Here is a 17,861-nt window from a genome sequence, read left to right on the forward strand (position 1 = left end):
GACCGGCGAGACGGGCCGTGAACGGGGCTGGCGTTGTCCAGGGCCGGCGGAACCAGGTATGCCGGGCTGGTGTTGCGGTCGGTGGTCGAATGCTGTGCAGCCGTGTGGATGTGGCGACGATATGTCGATTTGTGATGTGTGTGCCTGCTGGCCGAGTTAGGCCAGGCCCGAAAGGTCGCGTAGGACAACGTGATTGCGGTCGGCGGTGGTGCCGAGGGTGTATTCGGGGATGAGGCCCAGGTATTCGGCTCGGCTGCGGGTGCTCCAGCGGCGGGCGTCGGGGGTTCGGGTCTTGTAGAAATTGATGGTGTAGCCGCCTTCGTAGAGGCGTACGAGGGTGTAGCCGCCGGGGTATTCCTTGACCGCGCCGACCTCGAGGAATTCGACGTTCAGCGGGATGTCCGGGGCGGTGCGGCGGTTGCGGTGGGTGTGGCCCGCGTGATGCAGGAAAATCCCGGGCGCGGATCGGTAGAGGTTCTGCAGGGTCGTCGCGTCGGCGCGGTTCAGGGTGAAATCCGGGCCGTTGATATTGGACAGGGCCGAATTCAGGGTGACGGGGTGGTGGCCGAAAACCAGTGTCGGGCGGTCCGGGTCGGCTCGCAGCACCTCGCGCAGATGGGCGAACTGATCGGGATCGATGGCGCCGCCCGCCGCGTCGAGGCGGGTGGTGTCCAGGCCGAGCAGCCGCAACTCGCCCAGCCGATGTTCGGTGAGTTGTCCTCGCGCGCCGAATGATTCGCCCCAGCAGTCGTGGTGGGCGGTATCGGCCACGGTGGGACATCCGGCGTATTCCGCACCGACGTGCGGCCGATCGTGATTGCCGCGCACGGCGAACCAGTCCCGCCCGGCCCGGCCCCAACGGTCCAGATGCGCTCGCACGGAACGGCTTTGGTCCGGCGTGGCCTCCGCGGTGAGGTCACCGGCCAGCAGCAGATGGTCCGCGCCGCGGTCGGGGCGGCGCAGATCGCCGAGCATCGCGGTCAGCATCACCTCGGGATACGGCGGCAGGCCCGGTTCCTGCCGGACGCCCGGCGGATAATCGTTCGCGAGCAGACCGGAGACCTCCTCGCCGAAATGCACGTCGTTGGACAGCGCCACGGTGCGCACCAAACGGCCCGGCGGCGGCACCGGCGTGCTGAAAAGTCCTGTGCATTCGGCACTTCCGGGCAGATGGGTCACCACGGTCGCCGCGGGAGTCGCCCGCACGCCGTCGGACCACGCCTCGAAACGATAGCCGCGACCGGGTTCGAGACCGGTGATCTCGGCGTAGTGGTACGGCGTCCGGTCGGTGTCGTCGTGGGCGATCCGCGCCGGGCCGGTCGAATCGGCCGGGGCCAGGCGGACCTGCGTGCCCGCGTCCACGGGAATCCGATTCCCGGACGCGTCCGCCCCCAGCGTGGTCCAGGTCAGGATCACCGAGTCCGGTGTCAGCGTCACCACCTCGAGATCGGTGGCGATCGTCGAATTCGGTTGTGCACGAGCAGTTCCCGCCGCGACCATGATCGGTGCAGCTGCCAGCGCCGCCAGCATCCGTCGCCGATTCGGACCACAACACGTCATCAGCGGCCTCCCCGTTCGCACCCGGCCCGCCGTCCGAACGCGGGCATCGTCACCGCGCAGGTTACGGCACGCGGGCCCCGGGCTCGCGATCGTGCAGGCCGGTCCGGACACATCGGAATCGGGTGCGCACGAGTTGTTCGATCGGTTCGTGGACCGTGACCTCAGCGCAGGTCGTAGTGGTATCTGCTGGTGGGGACGACGTCGATCTCGCGGTTGGCCCCGAAGGCATCGATGCTGGTCATCATGCGGGTGACCCGGCGTTGCAGCTCGGCATCGTCGCCGCCGCTGCCCCAGAACGCGTGCGGATCGGTCATGGCGGCCATCGGGAACAGCTCCTCGACCAGGCCGTCGACCCGACGTCCCGGAGTTATCGCCGAGACGACGATGTTCTGCAGATAACCGAAGGTCGCCTGGGTTTCCATGGCGATCGTGGTGTGCACCTCGTGCCAGTACCGCCGCCACGCCTCGGGCGTCATCTCCGCCGGAACCCGCAGGAACGCGATATTGGACAACGCGTCGAAGCGCACGCCGTCGGCGGTCGCCGGAGGCTGCATCGGGACGCGTTCCTCGACGATCCAGCCCTCGACCCGATCGGCGAGGGCGGTCAGTTCGCGGGTGATCGGTTCCTGGCCGGTCTCGGTCCACACGCTGACCACCGCGGCCACCGGTTCGTCGTAGGTCGACAGCCGCAGATTCGCCGCCGCGACATCGTCGTCGACCACGTTGACCTGCAGTTCGGTCGCGCCCGCGCGGGCCAGCCGGGTGTGTGCGTCGGGGGAGCGCAGCGTTTCGGCCAGATCCGAACCCCACAGGGCGTACATCAGTTTCATCTCGGCGCCCTTTCGGCATCGGTGTGGTCGACGAGGCTATCGGTGCGCGGCGATCGTCCGCGGGAATTCCCGCGGACGATCTCGGTGAGCGGAATTCGCCGCGATCAGCGAGCGGTGAGTTCGGCGAGCCGGAAGGCGACGGCCCGCCGGACGCTCGGGAACGAGGTCGCGGTGCGAATCACGATGTTGCGCAGTGCACGTGCCGGTCGCGGACGCAGGGTGGCCATGCGGGTCATCCGATCGGTGAGGGTGACCACGCCCTGGGCGACCGGGCGGCGGATTTCCTCGTACCGGTCGAGCAGCCTGTCCGGCTCGCCGTGCAGTACCCGCGCGAGCAGCCGACCCAGCAGCGCGCCGTCCTGGATGCCGGTGTTCATTCCCTGCCCGCCGGCCGGGCTGTGCACATGGGCGGCGTCACCGGCCAGCAGGATGCGGCCCGCGCGGTAGTGGTCCGCGAGCCGGTGGTGCACGCGGAAACGCGAGCTCCACAGCACCTCTCGCACCTGTCCGCCCGGACGCCGGTCGTCGATGATGGCCTGCATGAAGGCCAGGTCCGGATGCTCGGGTGCGTCGTCGATGGTGGCGACGATGCGGTACCGGTCGTCCTGCTCGTCCGGCAGCGGCGCGACGAGGGTGAATCCCTGCGGCGCCAGGTGCAGCGCGACCTCGGTGCGCGGGGCGGGCCAGTCCATCCGGACGTCGGCCAGCGCGAACGATTCCGGATAGCTCGCCCCGGTGAATCCGATGCCCGCCTGTTCGCGGACCATGCTGTGCATGCCGTCCGCGCCGATCACGTAGTCCGCCCGGATCGATCCGGAATCACCTGCGGCATCGCTGAATTCGACGGTGACGCCGGTATCGTCGCCCGCGACCGCGGTGACCGTGTACGGCCGCAGAACCGTGCCACCGGCCTCGCGGAGCCGGGCCAGCAGCACCTCTTCGGTGGTGGCCTGGCTGATCAGCAGCGTGTAGGGGAACCGGGTCGGCAGGTCGTCGAAGCGGACGGTGGCCAGGCGCTGCGAACCGTCGTTGAGGTCGAACTGGTCGATGACGAGTCCACGCTCGTTCAACTCCTCGGCGACACCGAACTCGTCCAGCACCTCGAGGGTGCGGGCGTGCACGACCGCGGCTCGCGAGGTGTTCGCTCCTTCGGGCAGCCGATCCAGCAGGATCACGTCCACGCCCGCGTCGGCCAGGGCGATTCCGGCGGTCATTCCTGCGGGACCTGCACCGATGACGACGACCGAGGCGGTGGCGGGAACGGTGTTCATAACGGCTCCTCAGATTTGCCAACATCTGTTGGCCAACGGCTGTTGACATCAACGATAAGACTCCGGCGGTGGCACGTCAACAGTTGTTGGCCTACATTTGTTGGCATGACTGCCGAGCCCACCGCACGCCGCTCCGATGTCACCCGCGCCGCCATCCTGGCCGCCGCCCGGCGCCGCTTCGCGCAGGACGGATTCCGCAAGGCGACCATCCGGGCCATCGCGGCCGACGCCGAGATCGATCCGTCGATGGTGATGCGGTACTACGGCAGTAAGGAGGGGCTGTTCGACGCCGCCCTGGAGATCGATCTGGAACTGCCGGATCTCGGTGTGGTGCACCAGGATTCGCTCGGGGAGACGATCGTGCACCGTTTCCTCGAACTGTGGGAGACCCCGCCCGGCGACGAGATCCTGCTCACCCTGCTGCGCTCGGCAGTGACCGACGACTCGGTGGGTAAGCGCGCCCAGCAGATCTTCGCCGGGCAGATCATGCCGATGGTGTTGCGCGTCGGCGATCCGGCCGACGCCCCGCGCCGCGCGGGTCTGATCGTCAGCCAGATCCTCGGCATGGCGCTGTGCCGCTACGTGCTGCGGCTCGAACCCGTGGTCGCGATGACGCACGCCGAACTGACCGCCGATCTCGCACCCGTTCTGCAGCGATACCTGACGCTTCGTCCCGGCGAATCCTGACCTCCGCGACCCCCGACCTGCCGGGCCGTAGGGTTGAGCTGCCGTCGTGGCGACACGACGCGCACGAGGAATGCGAGGTGCGGTGGAGAATTCGGTGCAGGAACTGGCCGCGCGGCTGCCCGCGGGCCGCGTCGTCACGGATCCGGACGTCATCGAACGGTACGGGCACGACGAGGCCGAATGGGCGCCCCACGAGCCGCCGCTGGCGGTGCTGCGGCCGCATTCGGCCGAGGAGGTCCGCACCATCGTGCGGTGGTGTGCGGAGCATCGCACGCCGGTGATCGCGCGCGGCGCGGGAACGGGACTGTCCGGCGGGGCGAACGCGACCCGCGGCAGTGTGGTGCTCTCCTTCGAGCGGATGAACGCCGTACTGGACATCGATCCGCTCGAACGTGTCGCGGTCGTCCAACCGGGCGTGGTCAACGAGGATCTGCGTACCGCCTGCGCGGAGCACGGGCTCTGGTATCCGCCGGATCCGGCGAGCGCGCCGTGGTCCACCATCGGCGGCAACGTCGCCACGAACGCGGGCGGACTGTGCTGCGTGAAGTACGGGGTGACCCGCGATTACGTCCTGGGCATGCAGATCGTCACCGGCACAGGGGAATTGGTGCGGCTGGGCCGTCGCACCGCGAAGGGTGTGGCGGGCTACGACCTGGCCGGGCTGATGGTCGGCTCGGAGGGCACGCTCGGCATCATCACCGAGATCACGGTGCGGCTGCGCCCGAAGCGTCCGGCCGAACGCACCGTGGCCGGATACTTCGACTCCATCGTCAGCGCCGGACGCGCCGTCGAGGCCGTGGTCGGTTCCGGGGTGATTCCCTCCGCGCTGGAACTCATCGATCGGCATTGTCTACGCGCGGTGGACGATTGGAAGAAACTCGGACTGTCGGTGGACGCCGAGGTGGTCCTGCTGGGCCGGGTCGACGTCGCCGGATCGGTCGGTGAGGCCGACGCGGAGACCATGCGCGACTGCTTCGAGAAGGCAGGCGCCACCTGGAGTGCGGTATCCACCGACGAGATCGAATCCGAGGCGCTGTTCCAGGCCCGCCGCCTGGCCTATCCGGCGGTCGAACGCCTGGGACCCGTTCTCACCGAGGACATCTGCGTCCCGGTGCGCGCGGTGCCCGACATGCTCGCCCGCATCGAGGAGATCGCGCTGCGGCACGACACCGTGATCGCCAATATCGCGCACGCCGGTGACGGCAACCTGCACCCCCTGCTCATCACCTCGCACGACGACGAGGCCGCCCGCACCCGAGCCCAGGCCGCCTTCGCCGACATCATCGACGCCGCACTGGATTTCGGCGGCACCGTGACCGGCGAACACGGCGTCGGCCTGCTCAAGATGCCCGGCCTGTCCCGCGAACTCGACCCCGTCGCCATGGCCATGCACCACAGCATCAAACAAGCCCTCGACCCACTGGGAATCCTCAACCCGGGCAAGGTGATCGACGTGCGCGACGCAGAAAAGCCCTGACCGGCAATCCGACGGTCAGGGCTCACGTGCTCTGCGTGCCCTCGGCAGGAATCGAACCTGCGGCCTTCTGCTCCGGAGGCAGACGCTCTATCCCCTGAGCTACGAGGGCGGGGATGGACCCGTTCGTCCATTGTCCGATCGGGCTGGGAAAGCGTATCGCATCATCGGCCGTGCGCCAAAAAGCGGGTTTCGGCGGGTGTCAGGTCATGGGGAGCGGGGTTGCGTCGCGGGCGGTCAGGAGTTGGGTCATGAGTTGGATTTCGCCCTGCTGGGTGGCGTTCATGCTGTCGGCGAGGGTGCGCACGGCGTCGGTGTCGGCGTGGCTGTTCGCGTAGGCGACCATGGCGATGCCGCCGCGGTGGTGGCGGAGCATCAGTTGCAGGAACAGGGTGTCCTGGGCGGGGCCGGTGAGTTGGCGTAGTTGTGTCAGCTCGGCGTCTGTGGCCATGCCGGGCATGGATTGCACCGGGCCGGTGGGCGTCGCGGTCATCGGCATCGAACCCATCGATCCGTGCATGGACGCGTGGTCTGTCATCCAGCCCATGTAGCCGTCCGGATTCAGGGTCGGCCGCTCCCACAGTTGCAACCAGCCCTGCATGCGCCCGGCCTGATTCTGCTGGGTGGTCAGGATGTCGTAGGCCAGCCGCTTCACCTCCGGATCACTGCCGCCGGACAATTCGAGCGCGGCCATCTGCACGGCCTGCGCGTGATGCACCGACATGTCCTGACAGAAGCCCGCATCCACCGCGTTGGGCGCGGCATCCGCCTTGTGCTGCAAAGGGATTCGCGCTATCACGCCGATCGCGAATCCGGTCAGCAGCAGGCACGCTCCGATCAGCGCCAGAAGTGCCGTGCGGCGCCGGGGGGACTGCTCGGAGTCGTGCAGGGACTCTTCGGCGGTCATCTACTGACCTGCCCCCGGCACGACCTGACCGCCGCCGGACGGAACGGGAATGCCCGGGATCCCGCCCGGCAACGCGCCACCCATCTCGCTGAGGTCGGCCTGCAATCCCTTGCCGTCCATCGGGATCGCGTCCTTGCCGGGGGGAGTGGGGTCGAATACCGGTGGGTTGTCGGTGTCGAAGGTCGGGTTGGCGCAGTCCGCGCCGACCTCGGGGTAGGTGTACTGGTTCAGGCGCAGGGCGCTGATGAATTCACCGATGCGCTTGTCGTCGGTGCTGTCCAGCTTCAGCTGGTGGCCCCAGGATTGCAGCGAGACGGCGTGATCCAGACCGGGATACGGCGACATCAGCATGGCCGGCTTCCCCGCGACGCGCTGCTTCAGCGAATCCAGGGCCGCGCCGGTGACCTTGTCCGGGTTGTAGGCGATCCAGATCGCGCCGTGCTCGATCGAGTGCACCGCGTTCTCGGTGCGGATCGCCTTGCCGTAGACCACGCCGGTGCAGGTGGCCCAGGACGCGTCGTGCGGGCCGCCCATCGGCGGGGTCATGTCGTAAGCCACGCGCTGGGTCGCCGAGACGTGCAGACCGGCCGGATAGTCCTTGCGCACCACGCCCGCGATGTCGGTCGAGGGATCCTTGTGCTCGGCGGTCGGGGTGAACTTCTGCGCATCGGACTTCTGCTGATATTTCGGCACCAGGTAGATCGCCAGCGCGGCGACCAGCACCACGATCACGACGCCGCCGCCGACGATGGGCCACTGGATCCGCCGTCCCCCGGGCAGTTTCGGACCCCCTCCCGATTTACTCGCGGGAGCGGACCGGGCGGCGGCACGAATGGCCTTGGCCGATTTTGCGCTGGTGTTCGGCATCGCTGATGGGCTCTCTTCGATCGGTCGGCTGATCCGAGTCCGGGAAACCCGCTGGCGGCGCCCCCCTGCTCGAACCATAGGATAGTTACCCGTGACTCCAGTTGACCTTGCAGATCTCCTTCGTGCTACCGCCGCGAAGGTGCTCGTGGAACGTGGATCGGACCCGGCGGTCCTGCCCGACGAGGTCACGGTGGAGCGCCCGCGCAATCCCGAGCACGGTGACTATGCCACGAATGTGGCCATGCAGGTGGCGAAGAAGGCCGGAATGAATCCGCGCGAACTCGCCAATCTGCTCGCCGAGGCGCTCTCGGCCTCGGACGGTATCGACACCGCCGAGGTCGCCGGCCCCGGATTCCTCAACATCCGCCTCGCCGCCGGCGCGCAGGGCGCGATCATCGAGAAGATCCTCGCCGCCGGTGAGCGCTACGGCACCGCCGACACCCTCGCGGGCGCGAAGATCAACCTGGAATTCGTCTCCGCCAATCCGACCGGTCCGGTTCATCTCGGCGGCACCCGCTGGGCGGCGGTGGGCGATGCCCTCGGCCGCATCCTGATCGCCCAGGGCGCGGAGGTCACCCGGGAGTACTACTTCAACGATCACGGCGCGCAGATCGACCGTTTCGCCAACTCCCTGGTCGCCAAGGCCACCGGCGCGCCCACCCCCGACGACGGGTATGCGGGCGCGTACATCGCCGAGATCGCCGACACGATCGTCGCGGCGAATCCGGGCGCGGCGCAGCTGCCCGAGACCGAGCGGCACGAGCTGTTCCGGCGCGAGGGCGTCGAGCTGATGTTCGGGCAGATCAAGGCGTCCCTGCACGATTTCGGCACCGACTTCGACGTCTATTTCAACGAGAGCGCGCTGTTCGAATCCGGTGAGGTCGAGCGCGCGGTGGCCACGCTGAAGTCCTCGGGGAAGTTGTACGAGAAGGACGGCGCGTGGTGGATCGCCTCCACCGAATACGGTGACGACAAGGACCGCGTGGTCATCAAGAGCGACGGCAATTCCGCCTATATCGCCGGTGACATCGCATATTTCCACAACAAGCGTTCGCGTGGTTTCAACCTGTGCATCTACATGCTCGGCGCGGACCACCACGGCTACATCGGCCGTCTGAAGGCCGCCGCGGCCGCCTTCGGCGACGATCCGGCCACCGTCGAGGTGCTCATCGGCCAGATGGTGAATCTGGTGAAAGACGGTGTGGCCGTGCGGATGTCCAAGCGCGCGGGCACCATCGTCACGCTCGACGACCTGGTCGACGCGATCGGCGTCGACGCCGCTCGCTATTCGCTGATGCGCTCCTCGGCCAACAGCAGTATCGATATCGATCTGGACCTGTGGACCAAACAGGAGAGCGTCAACCCGATCTACTACGTGCAGTACGCGCACGCCCGCACGTGCCGGATCATCGAGAACTCGGAGTCCTTCGACTTCGCCTCGGTGACACCGGATTTCGCCGCGATGACCGCGGACCGCGAGGGCGAGCTGATCCGCACCCTGGGCGAGTTCCCCCGGATCGTGGCCACGGCCGCGGAGATGCGCGAGCCGCATCGGGTGGTGCGGTATCTGGAGGAGCTGGCCGGTGTGTACCACCCCTTCCAGTCCGACAACGACATGCGCGTCCTGCCGCAGGGCGATGAGCCGCTCACCCCGCGGAACGCCGCGCGTCTGGAACTGGTGAAGGCGACGCGTCAGGTGTTGCGCAACGGTCTGTCGCTCTTGGGCGTCAGCGCTCCGGAGCGCATGTAATGAGGAAGGAACCATCCGTCGTGAGCGAGCGAACCATGGGTGCTCCGGCATGAGCGCGCATCCGGCCGGGCCGCGACACGCCGAGATCCCGCACGCCCCGAATCTTCCGGAGCGGCCGAAGGATCCGGCGCAGCTGATCGATCTGCCCGAGAACGTCTGGCCCCGCAACGCTTCTCGCGATGCCGACGGCGTGGTGCGCCTGGCCGGTGTGCCGGTGTCCGAACTCGCCGAGCGGTTCGGCACCCCGCTGTTCGTGGTGGACGAGGACGACTTCCGTTCCCGCTGCCGCGACATGGTGCGCGCGTACGGACCGAATGCTCGAGTTCACTACGCTTCCAAGGCTTTCCTGTGCGGGGAGGTCGCGCGCTGGGTCCGCGACGAGGGCCTGTCCCTGGACGTGTGCTCCGGAGGCGAACTCGCGGTGGCCCTGCACGCCGGATTCCCGGCCGAGCGAATCGCCCTGCACGGCAACAACAAATCGGTCGCCGAACTGGACGCGGCGGTCGAGGCCGGGGTTGGCCACGTCGTGGTCGACTCGCTGATCGAGATCGACCGGCTCGAGGCCGCGGCCGGTCGCGCCGGGGTGGTGCAGGATGTCCTGGTGCGCGTCACCGTCGGCGTGGAAGCCCATACGCACGAATACATTTCGACCGCGCACGAGGACCAGAAGTTCGGCTTCTCGATCGCGGGCGGCGATGCGATGGAGGCGTTGGCGCGGGTGTTCGAGGCGCAGAATCTGCGTCTGGTCGGCCTGCACAGTCACATCGGTTCGCAGATCTTCGACATCGACGGCTTCGAGATATCCGCGCGCCGCATGCTGCGTCTGCTGCGCGAGGCGATCGAGAAGTTCGGCGTCGAGCGCACGGCGCAGATCCACACGCTGGATCTCGGTGGCGGACTGGGTATTTCGTATCTGCCCGGTGACGACGCGCCGCCGCTGGACGAATTCGCGAAGAAGGTCTGCCATCTGGTCGAGGAGGAGTCCGCGCACATCGGACTGCCCACCCCGACCATCGCGATCGAACCGGGCCGCGCCATCGCCGGACCGAGCACCGTCACATTGTACGAGGTCGGCACGATCAAGGACGTCGTCCTGGACGCGGGCGCGCAGCGCCGCTACGTCAGCGTGGACGGCGGTATGAGCGACAACATCCGCCCGGCGCTGTATCAGGCCGAATACGACTGCCGTCTGGTCTCGCGGTCCAGCGAGGCCGCCGCGGTCGTCGCTCGCGTAGTCGGAAAGCATTGTGAGAGTGGCGATATCGTCATTCGCGACACCTGGATGCCCGAGGACGTCGGTCCGGGCGATCTGATCGCCGTCGCGGCGACGGGTGCGTACTGCTATTCGATGTCGAGCCGGTACAACCTGTTGACCCGCCCGGCGGTGGTCGCCGTGCGCGACGGGCAGGCGCGCCTGATCCTGCGTCGCGAAACGGTGGAAGATCTCTTGAGCTTGGAGGTGCAGTCATGACGGACCAGGGACATCCCTTCGGATCCGATCATCCGATCGGCGTCGCGGTCCTGGGCATGGGAAATGTCGGCACCGAGGTCGTGCGGATCATCCAGGAACAGTCCCAGGACCTGCGGCAACGCGTCGGCGCGCCGCTGGTGCTGCGCGGGGTCGCGGTACGTCGGCTCGATGTGGACCGGGGCATCGATCCCGAGCTGCTGACCACCGACGCACGCGCGCTGGTCAATCGCGAGGACGTGGATCTGGTCGTCGAGGTGATGGGCGGCATCGATCCGGCCCGCGAACTGATCGGCACCGCGCTCACCGCGGGCAAGTCGGTGGTGACCGCGAACAAGGCGCTGCTGGCCGACTACACCGGTGAGCTCGCCGCGGCCGCCGAGCACAGCCGCGCGGATCTGTACTTCGAGGCCGCCGTCGCCGGGGCCATCCCGGTGGTGCGCCCGCTGATCCAGTCGCTGTCCGGCGACCGGGTCAATCGCGTGGTCGGAATCGTCAACGGCACAACGAATTTCATCCTGTCGGCGATGGACGAGACCGGTGCGGACTACAGCGCGACGCTCGCGGAGGCCACCCGCCTCGGCTACGCCGAGGCCGATCCCACCGCGGACGTCGAGGGTTTCGACGCCGCCGCGAAGGCCGCGATCCTGGCGTCGCTGGCCTTCCACACCCGGGTCACCGCCGCGGACGTCTACCGCGAGGGCATCTCGCGGATCACCTCGGAGGATCTGGAGACCGCCGCCGCCGTCGGTTGCACCGTCAAGCTGCTGGCAATCTGCGAGCGAGTCCCCGCGAGCCCCGGCGAACCCGGGTCCGCGCAGGGCGGTAAGGACCGCATCTCGGTCCGGGTGTATCCCGCGCTGATCCCGCGCAAACATCCGCTCTCCTCGGTGAGCGGCGCATTCAACGCCGTCGTCGTGGAGGCCGAGAATGCGGGCCGGTTGATGTTCTACGGCCAGGGCGCCGGTGGCGCGCCGACCGCATCGGCGGTGATGGGTGATCTGGTGATGGCCGCGCGCAACAAGTTCTTCGGTGGTCGCGCACCGGGCGAATCGGTTTATGCTGAGCTGCCGATCGCGCCGATCGGCGACACACCGACCCGCTACCACGTGAACTTGAAGGTCGCCGACCGCACCGGAGTTCTGCAGGCGGTCGCCGGGGAATTCGCCCAGCACGGTGTCAGCATCTCGACCGTCCGTCAGGAGGGACAGGACGAGGGCGCGCGACTGGTCGTGGTCACCCACCACGCGACCGAGTCTGCGCTGGCAGATACGGTGGCCGCGTTGGCCGAGCTGGAATCCGTCACATCCGTGACCAGCGTTGTGAGATTGGAAGGCACCGAGGAATGAACAAGGTAGGAGTGCCGATTCCCACCGCGGTACACAAACCCTGGCCAGGGCTGATCGAGGCATATCGGGATCGCCTCGCGGTCGGCGCGGACTGGGAGACGGTCACGCTGTACGAGGGCGGTACGCCCTTGGTGCCCGCGCACCACATCTCCGAACTCACCGGATGTGAGGTGTATCTCAAGGTCGAGGGCCTGAACCCGACCGGATCCTTCAAGGATCGCGGGATGACCGTGGCGATGACCGATGCCAAGGCACGCGGTCAGAAGGCGGTGCTGTGCGCCTCGACCGGCAACACCTCGGCTTCGGCCGCGGCGTATGCCACTCGGGCGGGCATGCACTGCGCGGTGCTGATTCCGCAGGGCAAGATCGCGATGGGCAAGCTGGCCCAGGCGGTCATGCTGGGCGCGAAGATCATCCAGGTGGACGGCAATTTCGACGACTGCCTCGAGCTCGCCCGCAAGGTCACCTCGGAGTTCCCGCAGGTCGGCCTCGTGAATTCGGTGAACCCGGCGCGTATCGAAGGGCAGAAGACCGCGGCCTTCGAGATCTGCGACGCGCTCGGCCGCGCGCCCGACGTGCACGCGCTGCCGGTCGGCAACGCGGGGAATATCACCGCCTACTGGAAGGGCTATAGCGAATATCACGCCGACGGCCTGACCACCGCGCGTCCGCGCATGCTCGGCGTGCAGGCCGCGGGCGCCGCACCGCTGGTCAACGGCGCGCCGGTGAAGGATCCCGAGACGATCGCCACCGCAATCCGGATCGGCGCGCCCGCGTCGTGGAACAGTGCGGTGGCCGCCAAGGAGGAATCCGGCGGCGCGTTCCGCGCGGCCACCGACGAGGCGATTCTCGAGGCGTATCGCCTGGTCGCGGGCACCGAGGGCGTATTCGTCGAGCCGGCTTCGGCCGCCAGCGTGGCCGGGCTGCTGGCCGCGCGCAAGGAGGGTTGGCTGGATGCGGGCCTGACCGTGGTCTGCACGGTGACCGGTAACGGCCTCAAGGATCCCGACACCGCGCTGTCGGGTATGCCGCAGGTCCAGGCGATCGCGGTCGACCCGGTCGCGGTCGCCCACGAGCTGGAACTGGCCTGAGTTGACTGCGCGGGAAGGGCAACGTGAGCGAGTGAACCATGTCACAACGCCCGCAGTCGCCGACGCCGAACGGCACGGCTCCGGTGTGACCCGGACCTTGCCCGCCGGGTTGTGCGTCACGGCGCGGGTGCCCGCGTCCAGTGCCAATCTCGGACCCGGATTCGATTCGCTGGGAATCGCACTGGGTCTGTACGACGAGATCGTCGTGCGCACCACCGAATCCGGGCTCACGATCCGGGTCGAGGGTGAAGGTGCGGACGATGTGCCTTGGGGCCCTTCACATCTCGTGGTCCGGGCGATCGAACGCGGCCTGCAGGCAGCGGGCGTCTGGGCCGACGGCCTGGATGTGGTGTGCCACAACGTGATTCCGCATTCTCGCGGGCTGGGCTCCTCGGCCTCGGCGGTGGTCGGCGGCCTTGCCGCGGGCCGGGCTCTGGCCGCGAAATTCGATTCGGAACTCATGTACGACGATGCCGAATTGGTCCAGCTGGCAGCGGAATTCGAGGGTCACCCGGATAATGCCGCCGCCAGTGTACTGGGCGGAATCGTCGTTTCCTGGACCGAGAACGTCGAGGTTGCCGACGGTGAACTGCTCGGCCGCAGATATCGCGCCGTTCGGTTGGATCCGCACGATCGGCTGCGGGCGTACGTGTTGGTGCCCGAGGAGCGTTCGGCCACCGCGCACACCCGCGGGCTGCTTCCAGAAACGGTGCCGCACGGTGACGCCGCATTCAACGCCAGCCGTGCCGCACTCGCGGTAGTGGCCTTGACGCAACGTCCTGACCTGCTGATTCCCGCTACCGAGGATCGACTGCATCAGGGTTACCGCGCCTCGGCGCTGCCGGTCACGACCGCCTGGATCGCCCGGTTGCGCGAGGCCGGAATCGCCGCGACGGTATCGGGCGCGGGCCCGACCGTGCTGGCGTTGAGCACCGGTGAATTTCCTGCCGAACTGCGTGAACTAGCGATTGCCGAGGGGCTGCGCGTACTCGAACCCGCCATTTCCGATGGTGTGCGAACCGATTGACGGCGTGCCTGCCTTGCAGGCATTCCTGCGGGGGGCTATCCTGAGCGAGTCCGTACATCGTGCGCATCAGACGCCGGTGCTTCATTTGGGCAATCGCTCCAGCAGGCTTCTTGCTCAGACTCGCGAGACGGGTCTCGAGCTCTCGGGGTCGGCACTGGAATGAACTCCCACCTTTGTGAACCGGTGGCGCAGACCTAGTGGTGATGAACCGCAGGTCCGGCGGGGCAGGCGATACGGCATCCGGGCTCGGCACAGTGACCGGGCTTCGGAACGAAACCCTCGAACAAGCACACGGCAATCGAGGGAAGGAAAGGATCTCCGTGACAGATACGGACCTGCTCGCGACACCCGGGGTGGAAACCGATGGACGTTCCTCGGACCGCGATAGTGACTCCGGACAGATTTCGAAGATGAGCGAACAAACCGACGTCGCACGATCGGGGCTGACTGGAATGTTGTTGCCGCAGTTGCGCGCACTCGCCGGAGAGCTCGGTATACGAGGCACTTCCGGAATGCGCAAGGGCGATCTGATCGCCGCCATCAAGGAAAATCAGGCCGGTAAGCCCACGCGTGGCCGCGAAGAATCCGCGCCCGCGAAGTCGGCGAAGACCGCTGAGCTCGCCCCCGCCGCGGAATCGCCGCGGGCCAAGTCCGGTTCGGCGCGTGGTGAGCAGCAGACGCTGGACGGCGTCGCCGACAAGCCCGTCGAGAAGCCTGCCGAGAAGGCCGAGAAGTCCGCGGAGAAGGCGGGCAAGTCCGCCGAGAAGTCTTCGGAGAAGGTCGCCGAACCTGCCCAGGCCAAGGCTGATTCGCCTGCGCGCCCGGCCGATTCGGGTGAAGAGACCGGTCGCGAGGGTGGCCAGCGCGGTCGTGGTCGGCAGCGCCGCGGCCGTGAGCAGCGCCCGGCCGACGGTGGCGAGGCCAAGGCCGAGACCAACGGCGCCGAGGCCAAGACCGAGCAGGACGCCGGCGAGCGTCGCCGCGATCGCAATCAGCAGAGCGATCGCAATCAGCAGAGCGACCGGAGCCAACAGGGCGACCGGAGTGACCGGAGCCAGCAGGGCGACCGCAATCAGCAGAACGGTCAGGGCAACCAGAACCGCAACGGCGCCGACCGCGATCGCGATCGCGGCGGTGACGACGACGGTGACGGCCGGGGCCGTCGCGGCCGCCGGTTCCGGGAGCGTCGTCGGGGCCGGGACCGCGAGGGCGGTGCCGGTGGTGGTGAGACCCGCGAGGTCGAGATCCGCGAGGACGACGTCCTGCAGCCGGTCGCCGGCATCCTGGACGTGCTGGACAACTACGCGTTCGTGCGCACCTCCGGCTACCTGGCCGGCCCGAACGACGTGTACGTCTCGATGAACCTGGTTCGCAAGAACGGCCTGCGCCGCGGTGACGCGATCACCGGTGCGGTGCGCGCGCCCCGCGAGGGCGAGCAGGGCAACCAGCGCCAGAAGTTCGATCCGCTGGTCCGGCTGGACACCGTCAACGGCACCGATATCGATTCGGCCCGCCGTCGTCCGGAGTTCAACAAGCTGACCCCGCTGTACCCGAACCAGCGGCTGCGGCTCGAGACCGCGCAGAACAAGCTGACCACTCGCGTGATCGACCTGATCATGCCGATCGGCAAGGGCCAGCGCGCCCTGATCGTGTCCCCGCCCAAGGCCGGTAAGACCACGATCATGCAGGACATCGCGAACGCGATCGCGACCAACAACCCCGAGTGCTACCTGATGGTGGTGCTGGTCGACGAACGTCCCGAAGAGGTCACCGACATGCAGCGCTCGGTGCGCGGCGAGGTGATCGCCTCGACGTTCGACCGGCCGCCGAGCGATCACACCTCGGTCGCCGAGCTCGCCATCGAGCGGGCCAAGCGTCTGGTGGAGATGGGCCAGGACGTCGTCGTGCTGCTGGACTCGATCACCCGTCTGGGCCGCGCGTACAACAACTCCTCGCCGGCCTCGGGTCGCATCCTGTCCGGTGGTGTCGACTCGACCGCGCTGTACCCGCCCAAGCGGTTCCTCGGCGCGGCGCGCAACATCGAGAACGGTGGCTCGCTGACCATCATCGCGACCGCGATGGTGGAGACCGGATCCACCGGTGACACGGTCATCTTCGAGGAGTTCAAGGGCACCGGCAACGCCGAGCTCAAGCTCGATCGCAAGATCGCCGAGCGTCGGGTGTTCCCGGCGGTGGACGTCAACCCGTCCGGTACCCGCCGGGACGAGCTGATCATGTCGCCGGACGAGGCCGCGGTCATCCACAAGCTGCGGCGCGTGCTGTCCGGCCTGGATTCGCATCAGGCGATCGATCTGCTGATCGACCGGTTGCGCAAGTCCAAGAACAATATGGAATTCCTGGTGCAGGTCTCCAAGACCGCGCCGGGCGCTCTGGACGAGTAGTACTCCGCGTTCGTGCGGGCTCGCCGGTATCGCGACGGGCCCGCGCGGAGTGCGAGTGTTTCCGGCGAGAAGCCGTGTCCTCGCCGGATGCCAACCCCCGCTGAGGTCCTGCTGTGGCAGGGCCTCAGCGGCGTTTTCGGCTGGGGGAGTAGAAGATTCGCCCGACCACCACGGCGCCGAGGATCAGTCCGCCGATGATCAGCGCGGTGGCGGCGGCCAGGCCGCCGGTCGGCAGCGCGGTCGCGGTGAACTGGTAGGGCTCGGTATCTCCGGTCGTGCCGGGCGCGGGGAGTGCGGTGGCCCGATCCGTGGGCGCGGCCCACCAGCCGACGGCGATCATCACGAACAAAACCATCAACACGGCTCCGGCGACGAGTTCCGCGCGCCAACCCCCCGGCAGGACGCGAACCCTACGGCCGATCGCCGATCCGGGGGACCGCGACCCCCGAGCCCCCCGAGCGGTGTGCTGATTCACTACGTTCCCTCCTGTCCCTAGCCGGTCTCGGCCCCCTGGCGATACTCTATGAACAATGCTGTTCGCATTCGCGAGTAGCCGACTACCCGTCTTCAGCGTGGCTCGAGAGCAGCGAATATGCGTGCCCGTACTTTCTTGGGGCTTACCATGGGGATCGCTAGGGGGGCAAACATACCTGTTCCCTGTTTTGGGAACCGAGCCCGGTGGACCCGGCCCGGAACAAAACCGGGGCGGATCGGCGTTTACACTGATTCGTTGGCAACAATGCCTAGTCGGTTCCGGTTCACGTCCTCATCTCTGTGGGCGACCCGGCGACCATCGAAAGGACATCCATGAAGGCAGGAATCCACCCCACGTACGTGGAGACGACCGTCGTCTGCGGTTGTGGGAACACTTTCCAGACCCGCAGCACCAAGGAGTCGGGCCGCATCAACGTCGAGGTCTGCTCGCAGTGCCACCCGTTCTACACGGGCAAGCAGAAGATCCTCGACACCGGCGGTCGCGTCGCTCGCTTCGAGGCCCGCTACGGCAAGCGCACCCCGAAGAAGTCCGACGCCAAGTAGCTGTCCAGCCGACGCCCGTCCTACGTAACCGTAGGCCGGGCGTCGGTGTTTTTGGCCTCCGCTCCGGCGGGTTCGCGGCCCCCGAAGTCTCACCGCTGAGCCCCGTGTCGGGCACTCGTTCCTCGCACCCGCCACGCGTC

Annotated in this window: 15 protein-coding genes and 1 tRNA gene; 9 read left to right on the top strand and 7 right to left on the bottom strand. The window is 67.8% G+C overall.

From position 1 onward, the window contains the following. Nucleotides 1-156: 156 nt before the first annotated feature. The 3 genes from ON40_RS06730 to ON40_RS06740 form a co-directional block, all read right to left on the bottom strand. Nucleotides 157-1,560: a metallophosphoesterase gene (locus ON40_RS06730; protein ID WP_040819715.1), complete on the bottom strand. Its 1,404-nt coding sequence runs from the start codon at nt 1,558-1,560 to the stop codon at nt 157-159. 161 nt (nt 1,561-1,721) lie between these two features. Next, entirely contained in the window at nt 1,722-2,390 is a 669-nt protein-coding gene (locus tag ON40_RS06735; protein ID WP_040819716.1) for an EthD domain-containing protein, read from the bottom strand. 104 nt (nt 2,391-2,494) lie between these two features. Further along, nucleotides 2,495-3,661: an FAD-dependent oxidoreductase gene (locus ON40_RS06740; protein ID WP_040819717.1), complete on the bottom strand. Its 1,167-nt coding sequence runs from the start codon at nt 3,659-3,661 to the stop codon at nt 2,495-2,497. 105 nt (nt 3,662-3,766) lie between these two features. Between ON40_RS06740 and ON40_RS06745 the strand changes: the two genes are divergently transcribed. Together ON40_RS06745 and ON40_RS06750 are read left to right on the top strand one after the other, a co-directional pair. Further along, on the top strand, nt 3,767-4,348 hold the full coding sequence (locus ON40_RS06745) for a TetR/AcrR family transcriptional regulator (protein ID WP_040819719.1): 582 nt from the start codon (nt 3,767-3,769) through the stop codon (nt 4,346-4,348). A 70-nt stretch (nt 4,349-4,418) separates the two neighbouring features. Continuing rightward, on the top strand, nt 4,419-5,825 hold the full coding sequence (locus tag ON40_RS06750) for an FAD-binding oxidoreductase (protein ID WP_051192768.1): 1,407 nt from the start codon (nt 4,419-4,421) through the stop codon (nt 5,823-5,825). Between the two features lie 36 nt (nt 5,826-5,861). Here the strand turns inward: ON40_RS06750 and ON40_RS06755 are convergent. The 3 genes from ON40_RS06755 to ON40_RS06765 all read right to left on the bottom strand — a co-directional run bounded on the left by ON40_RS06755 (nt 5,862) and on the right by ON40_RS06765 (nt 7,596). Beyond that, nucleotides 5,862-5,934: transfer RNA gene (locus ON40_RS06755), tRNA-Arg, on the bottom strand. A 90-nt stretch (nt 5,935-6,024) separates the two neighbouring features. Beyond that, nucleotides 6,025-6,729 (bottom strand): DUF305 domain-containing protein, encoded by a 705-nt coding sequence (locus ON40_RS06760; RefSeq protein WP_040819720.1) that lies wholly within the window; start codon nt 6,727-6,729, stop codon nt 6,025-6,027. Next, on the bottom strand, nt 6,730-7,596 hold the full coding sequence (locus tag ON40_RS06765) for a thioredoxin-like domain-containing protein (RefSeq protein WP_040819722.1): 867 nt from the start codon (nt 7,594-7,596) through the stop codon (nt 6,730-6,732). It lies immediately after the preceding gene. 91 nt (nt 7,597-7,687) lie between these two features. On the opposite strand from ON40_RS06765, the gene argS reads away from it, so the two are divergent. The 6 genes from argS (at nt 7,688) to rho (ending at nt 16,683) form a co-directional block, all read left to right on the top strand. Further along, nucleotides 7,688-9,346 carry an arginine--tRNA ligase gene (gene argS, locus ON40_RS53890; RefSeq protein WP_040819724.1) on the top strand — a complete coding sequence of 553 codons (1,659 nt, stop codon included), beginning with the start codon at nt 7,688-7,690 and terminating at the stop codon, nt 9,344-9,346. Nucleotides 9,347-9,395: 49 nt separating this feature from the next. Further along, the gene (gene lysA / locus ON40_RS06775) at nt 9,396-10,817 is read left to right on the top strand and encodes a diaminopimelate decarboxylase (protein WP_040819726.1); all 1,422 of its coding nucleotides are present in this window, start codon (nt 9,396-9,398) and stop codon (nt 10,815-10,817) included. Further along, nucleotides 10,814-12,163 carry a homoserine dehydrogenase gene (locus ON40_RS06780; protein WP_040819728.1) on the top strand — a complete coding sequence of 450 codons (1,350 nt, stop codon included), beginning with the start codon at nt 10,814-10,816 and terminating at the stop codon, nt 12,161-12,163. The genes lysA and ON40_RS06780 overlap by 4 nt, the downstream gene beginning before the upstream one ends. Continuing rightward, entirely contained in the window at nt 12,160-13,254 is a 1,095-nt protein-coding gene (thrC, locus tag ON40_RS06785) for a threonine synthase (RefSeq protein WP_040819729.1), read from the top strand. Before ON40_RS06780 ends, thrC begins: the two co-directional genes overlap by 4 nt. Nucleotides 13,255-13,339: 85 nt before the next feature. Then, entirely contained in the window at nt 13,340-14,281 is a 942-nt protein-coding gene (gene thrB / locus ON40_RS06790) for a homoserine kinase (protein ID WP_040819734.1), read from the top strand. A 320-nt stretch (nt 14,282-14,601) separates the two neighbouring features. Beyond that, a complete protein-coding gene (gene rho, locus ON40_RS06795; RefSeq protein ID WP_040819730.1) occupies nt 14,602-16,683 on the top strand; it encodes a transcription termination factor Rho in 2,082 nt (693 codons plus the stop codon). 124 nt (nt 16,684-16,807) lie between these two features. Here the strand turns inward: rho and ON40_RS06800 are convergent, their stop codons facing one another. Beyond that, nucleotides 16,808-17,038, bottom strand: coding sequence for a hypothetical protein (locus tag ON40_RS06800; protein ID WP_040819731.1), 231 nt, complete (start codon nt 17,036-17,038; stop codon nt 16,808-16,810). 452 nt (nt 17,039-17,490) lie between these two features. Here ON40_RS06800 and rpmE point away from each other — a divergent pair, with 452 nt between their 5' ends. Next, complete coding sequence (gene rpmE, locus ON40_RS06805; RefSeq protein WP_040819732.1) at nt 17,491-17,721, top strand: 50S ribosomal protein L31; 231 nt, start codon at nt 17,491-17,493, stop codon at nt 17,719-17,721. Nucleotides 17,722-17,861: the final 140 nt, after the last annotated feature.

Source organism: Nocardia jiangxiensis NBRC 101359 (assembly GCF_000308615.1).
GTDB classification, from domain to species: domain Bacteria; phylum Actinomycetota; class Actinomycetes; order Mycobacteriales; family Mycobacteriaceae; genus Nocardia; species Nocardia jiangxiensis.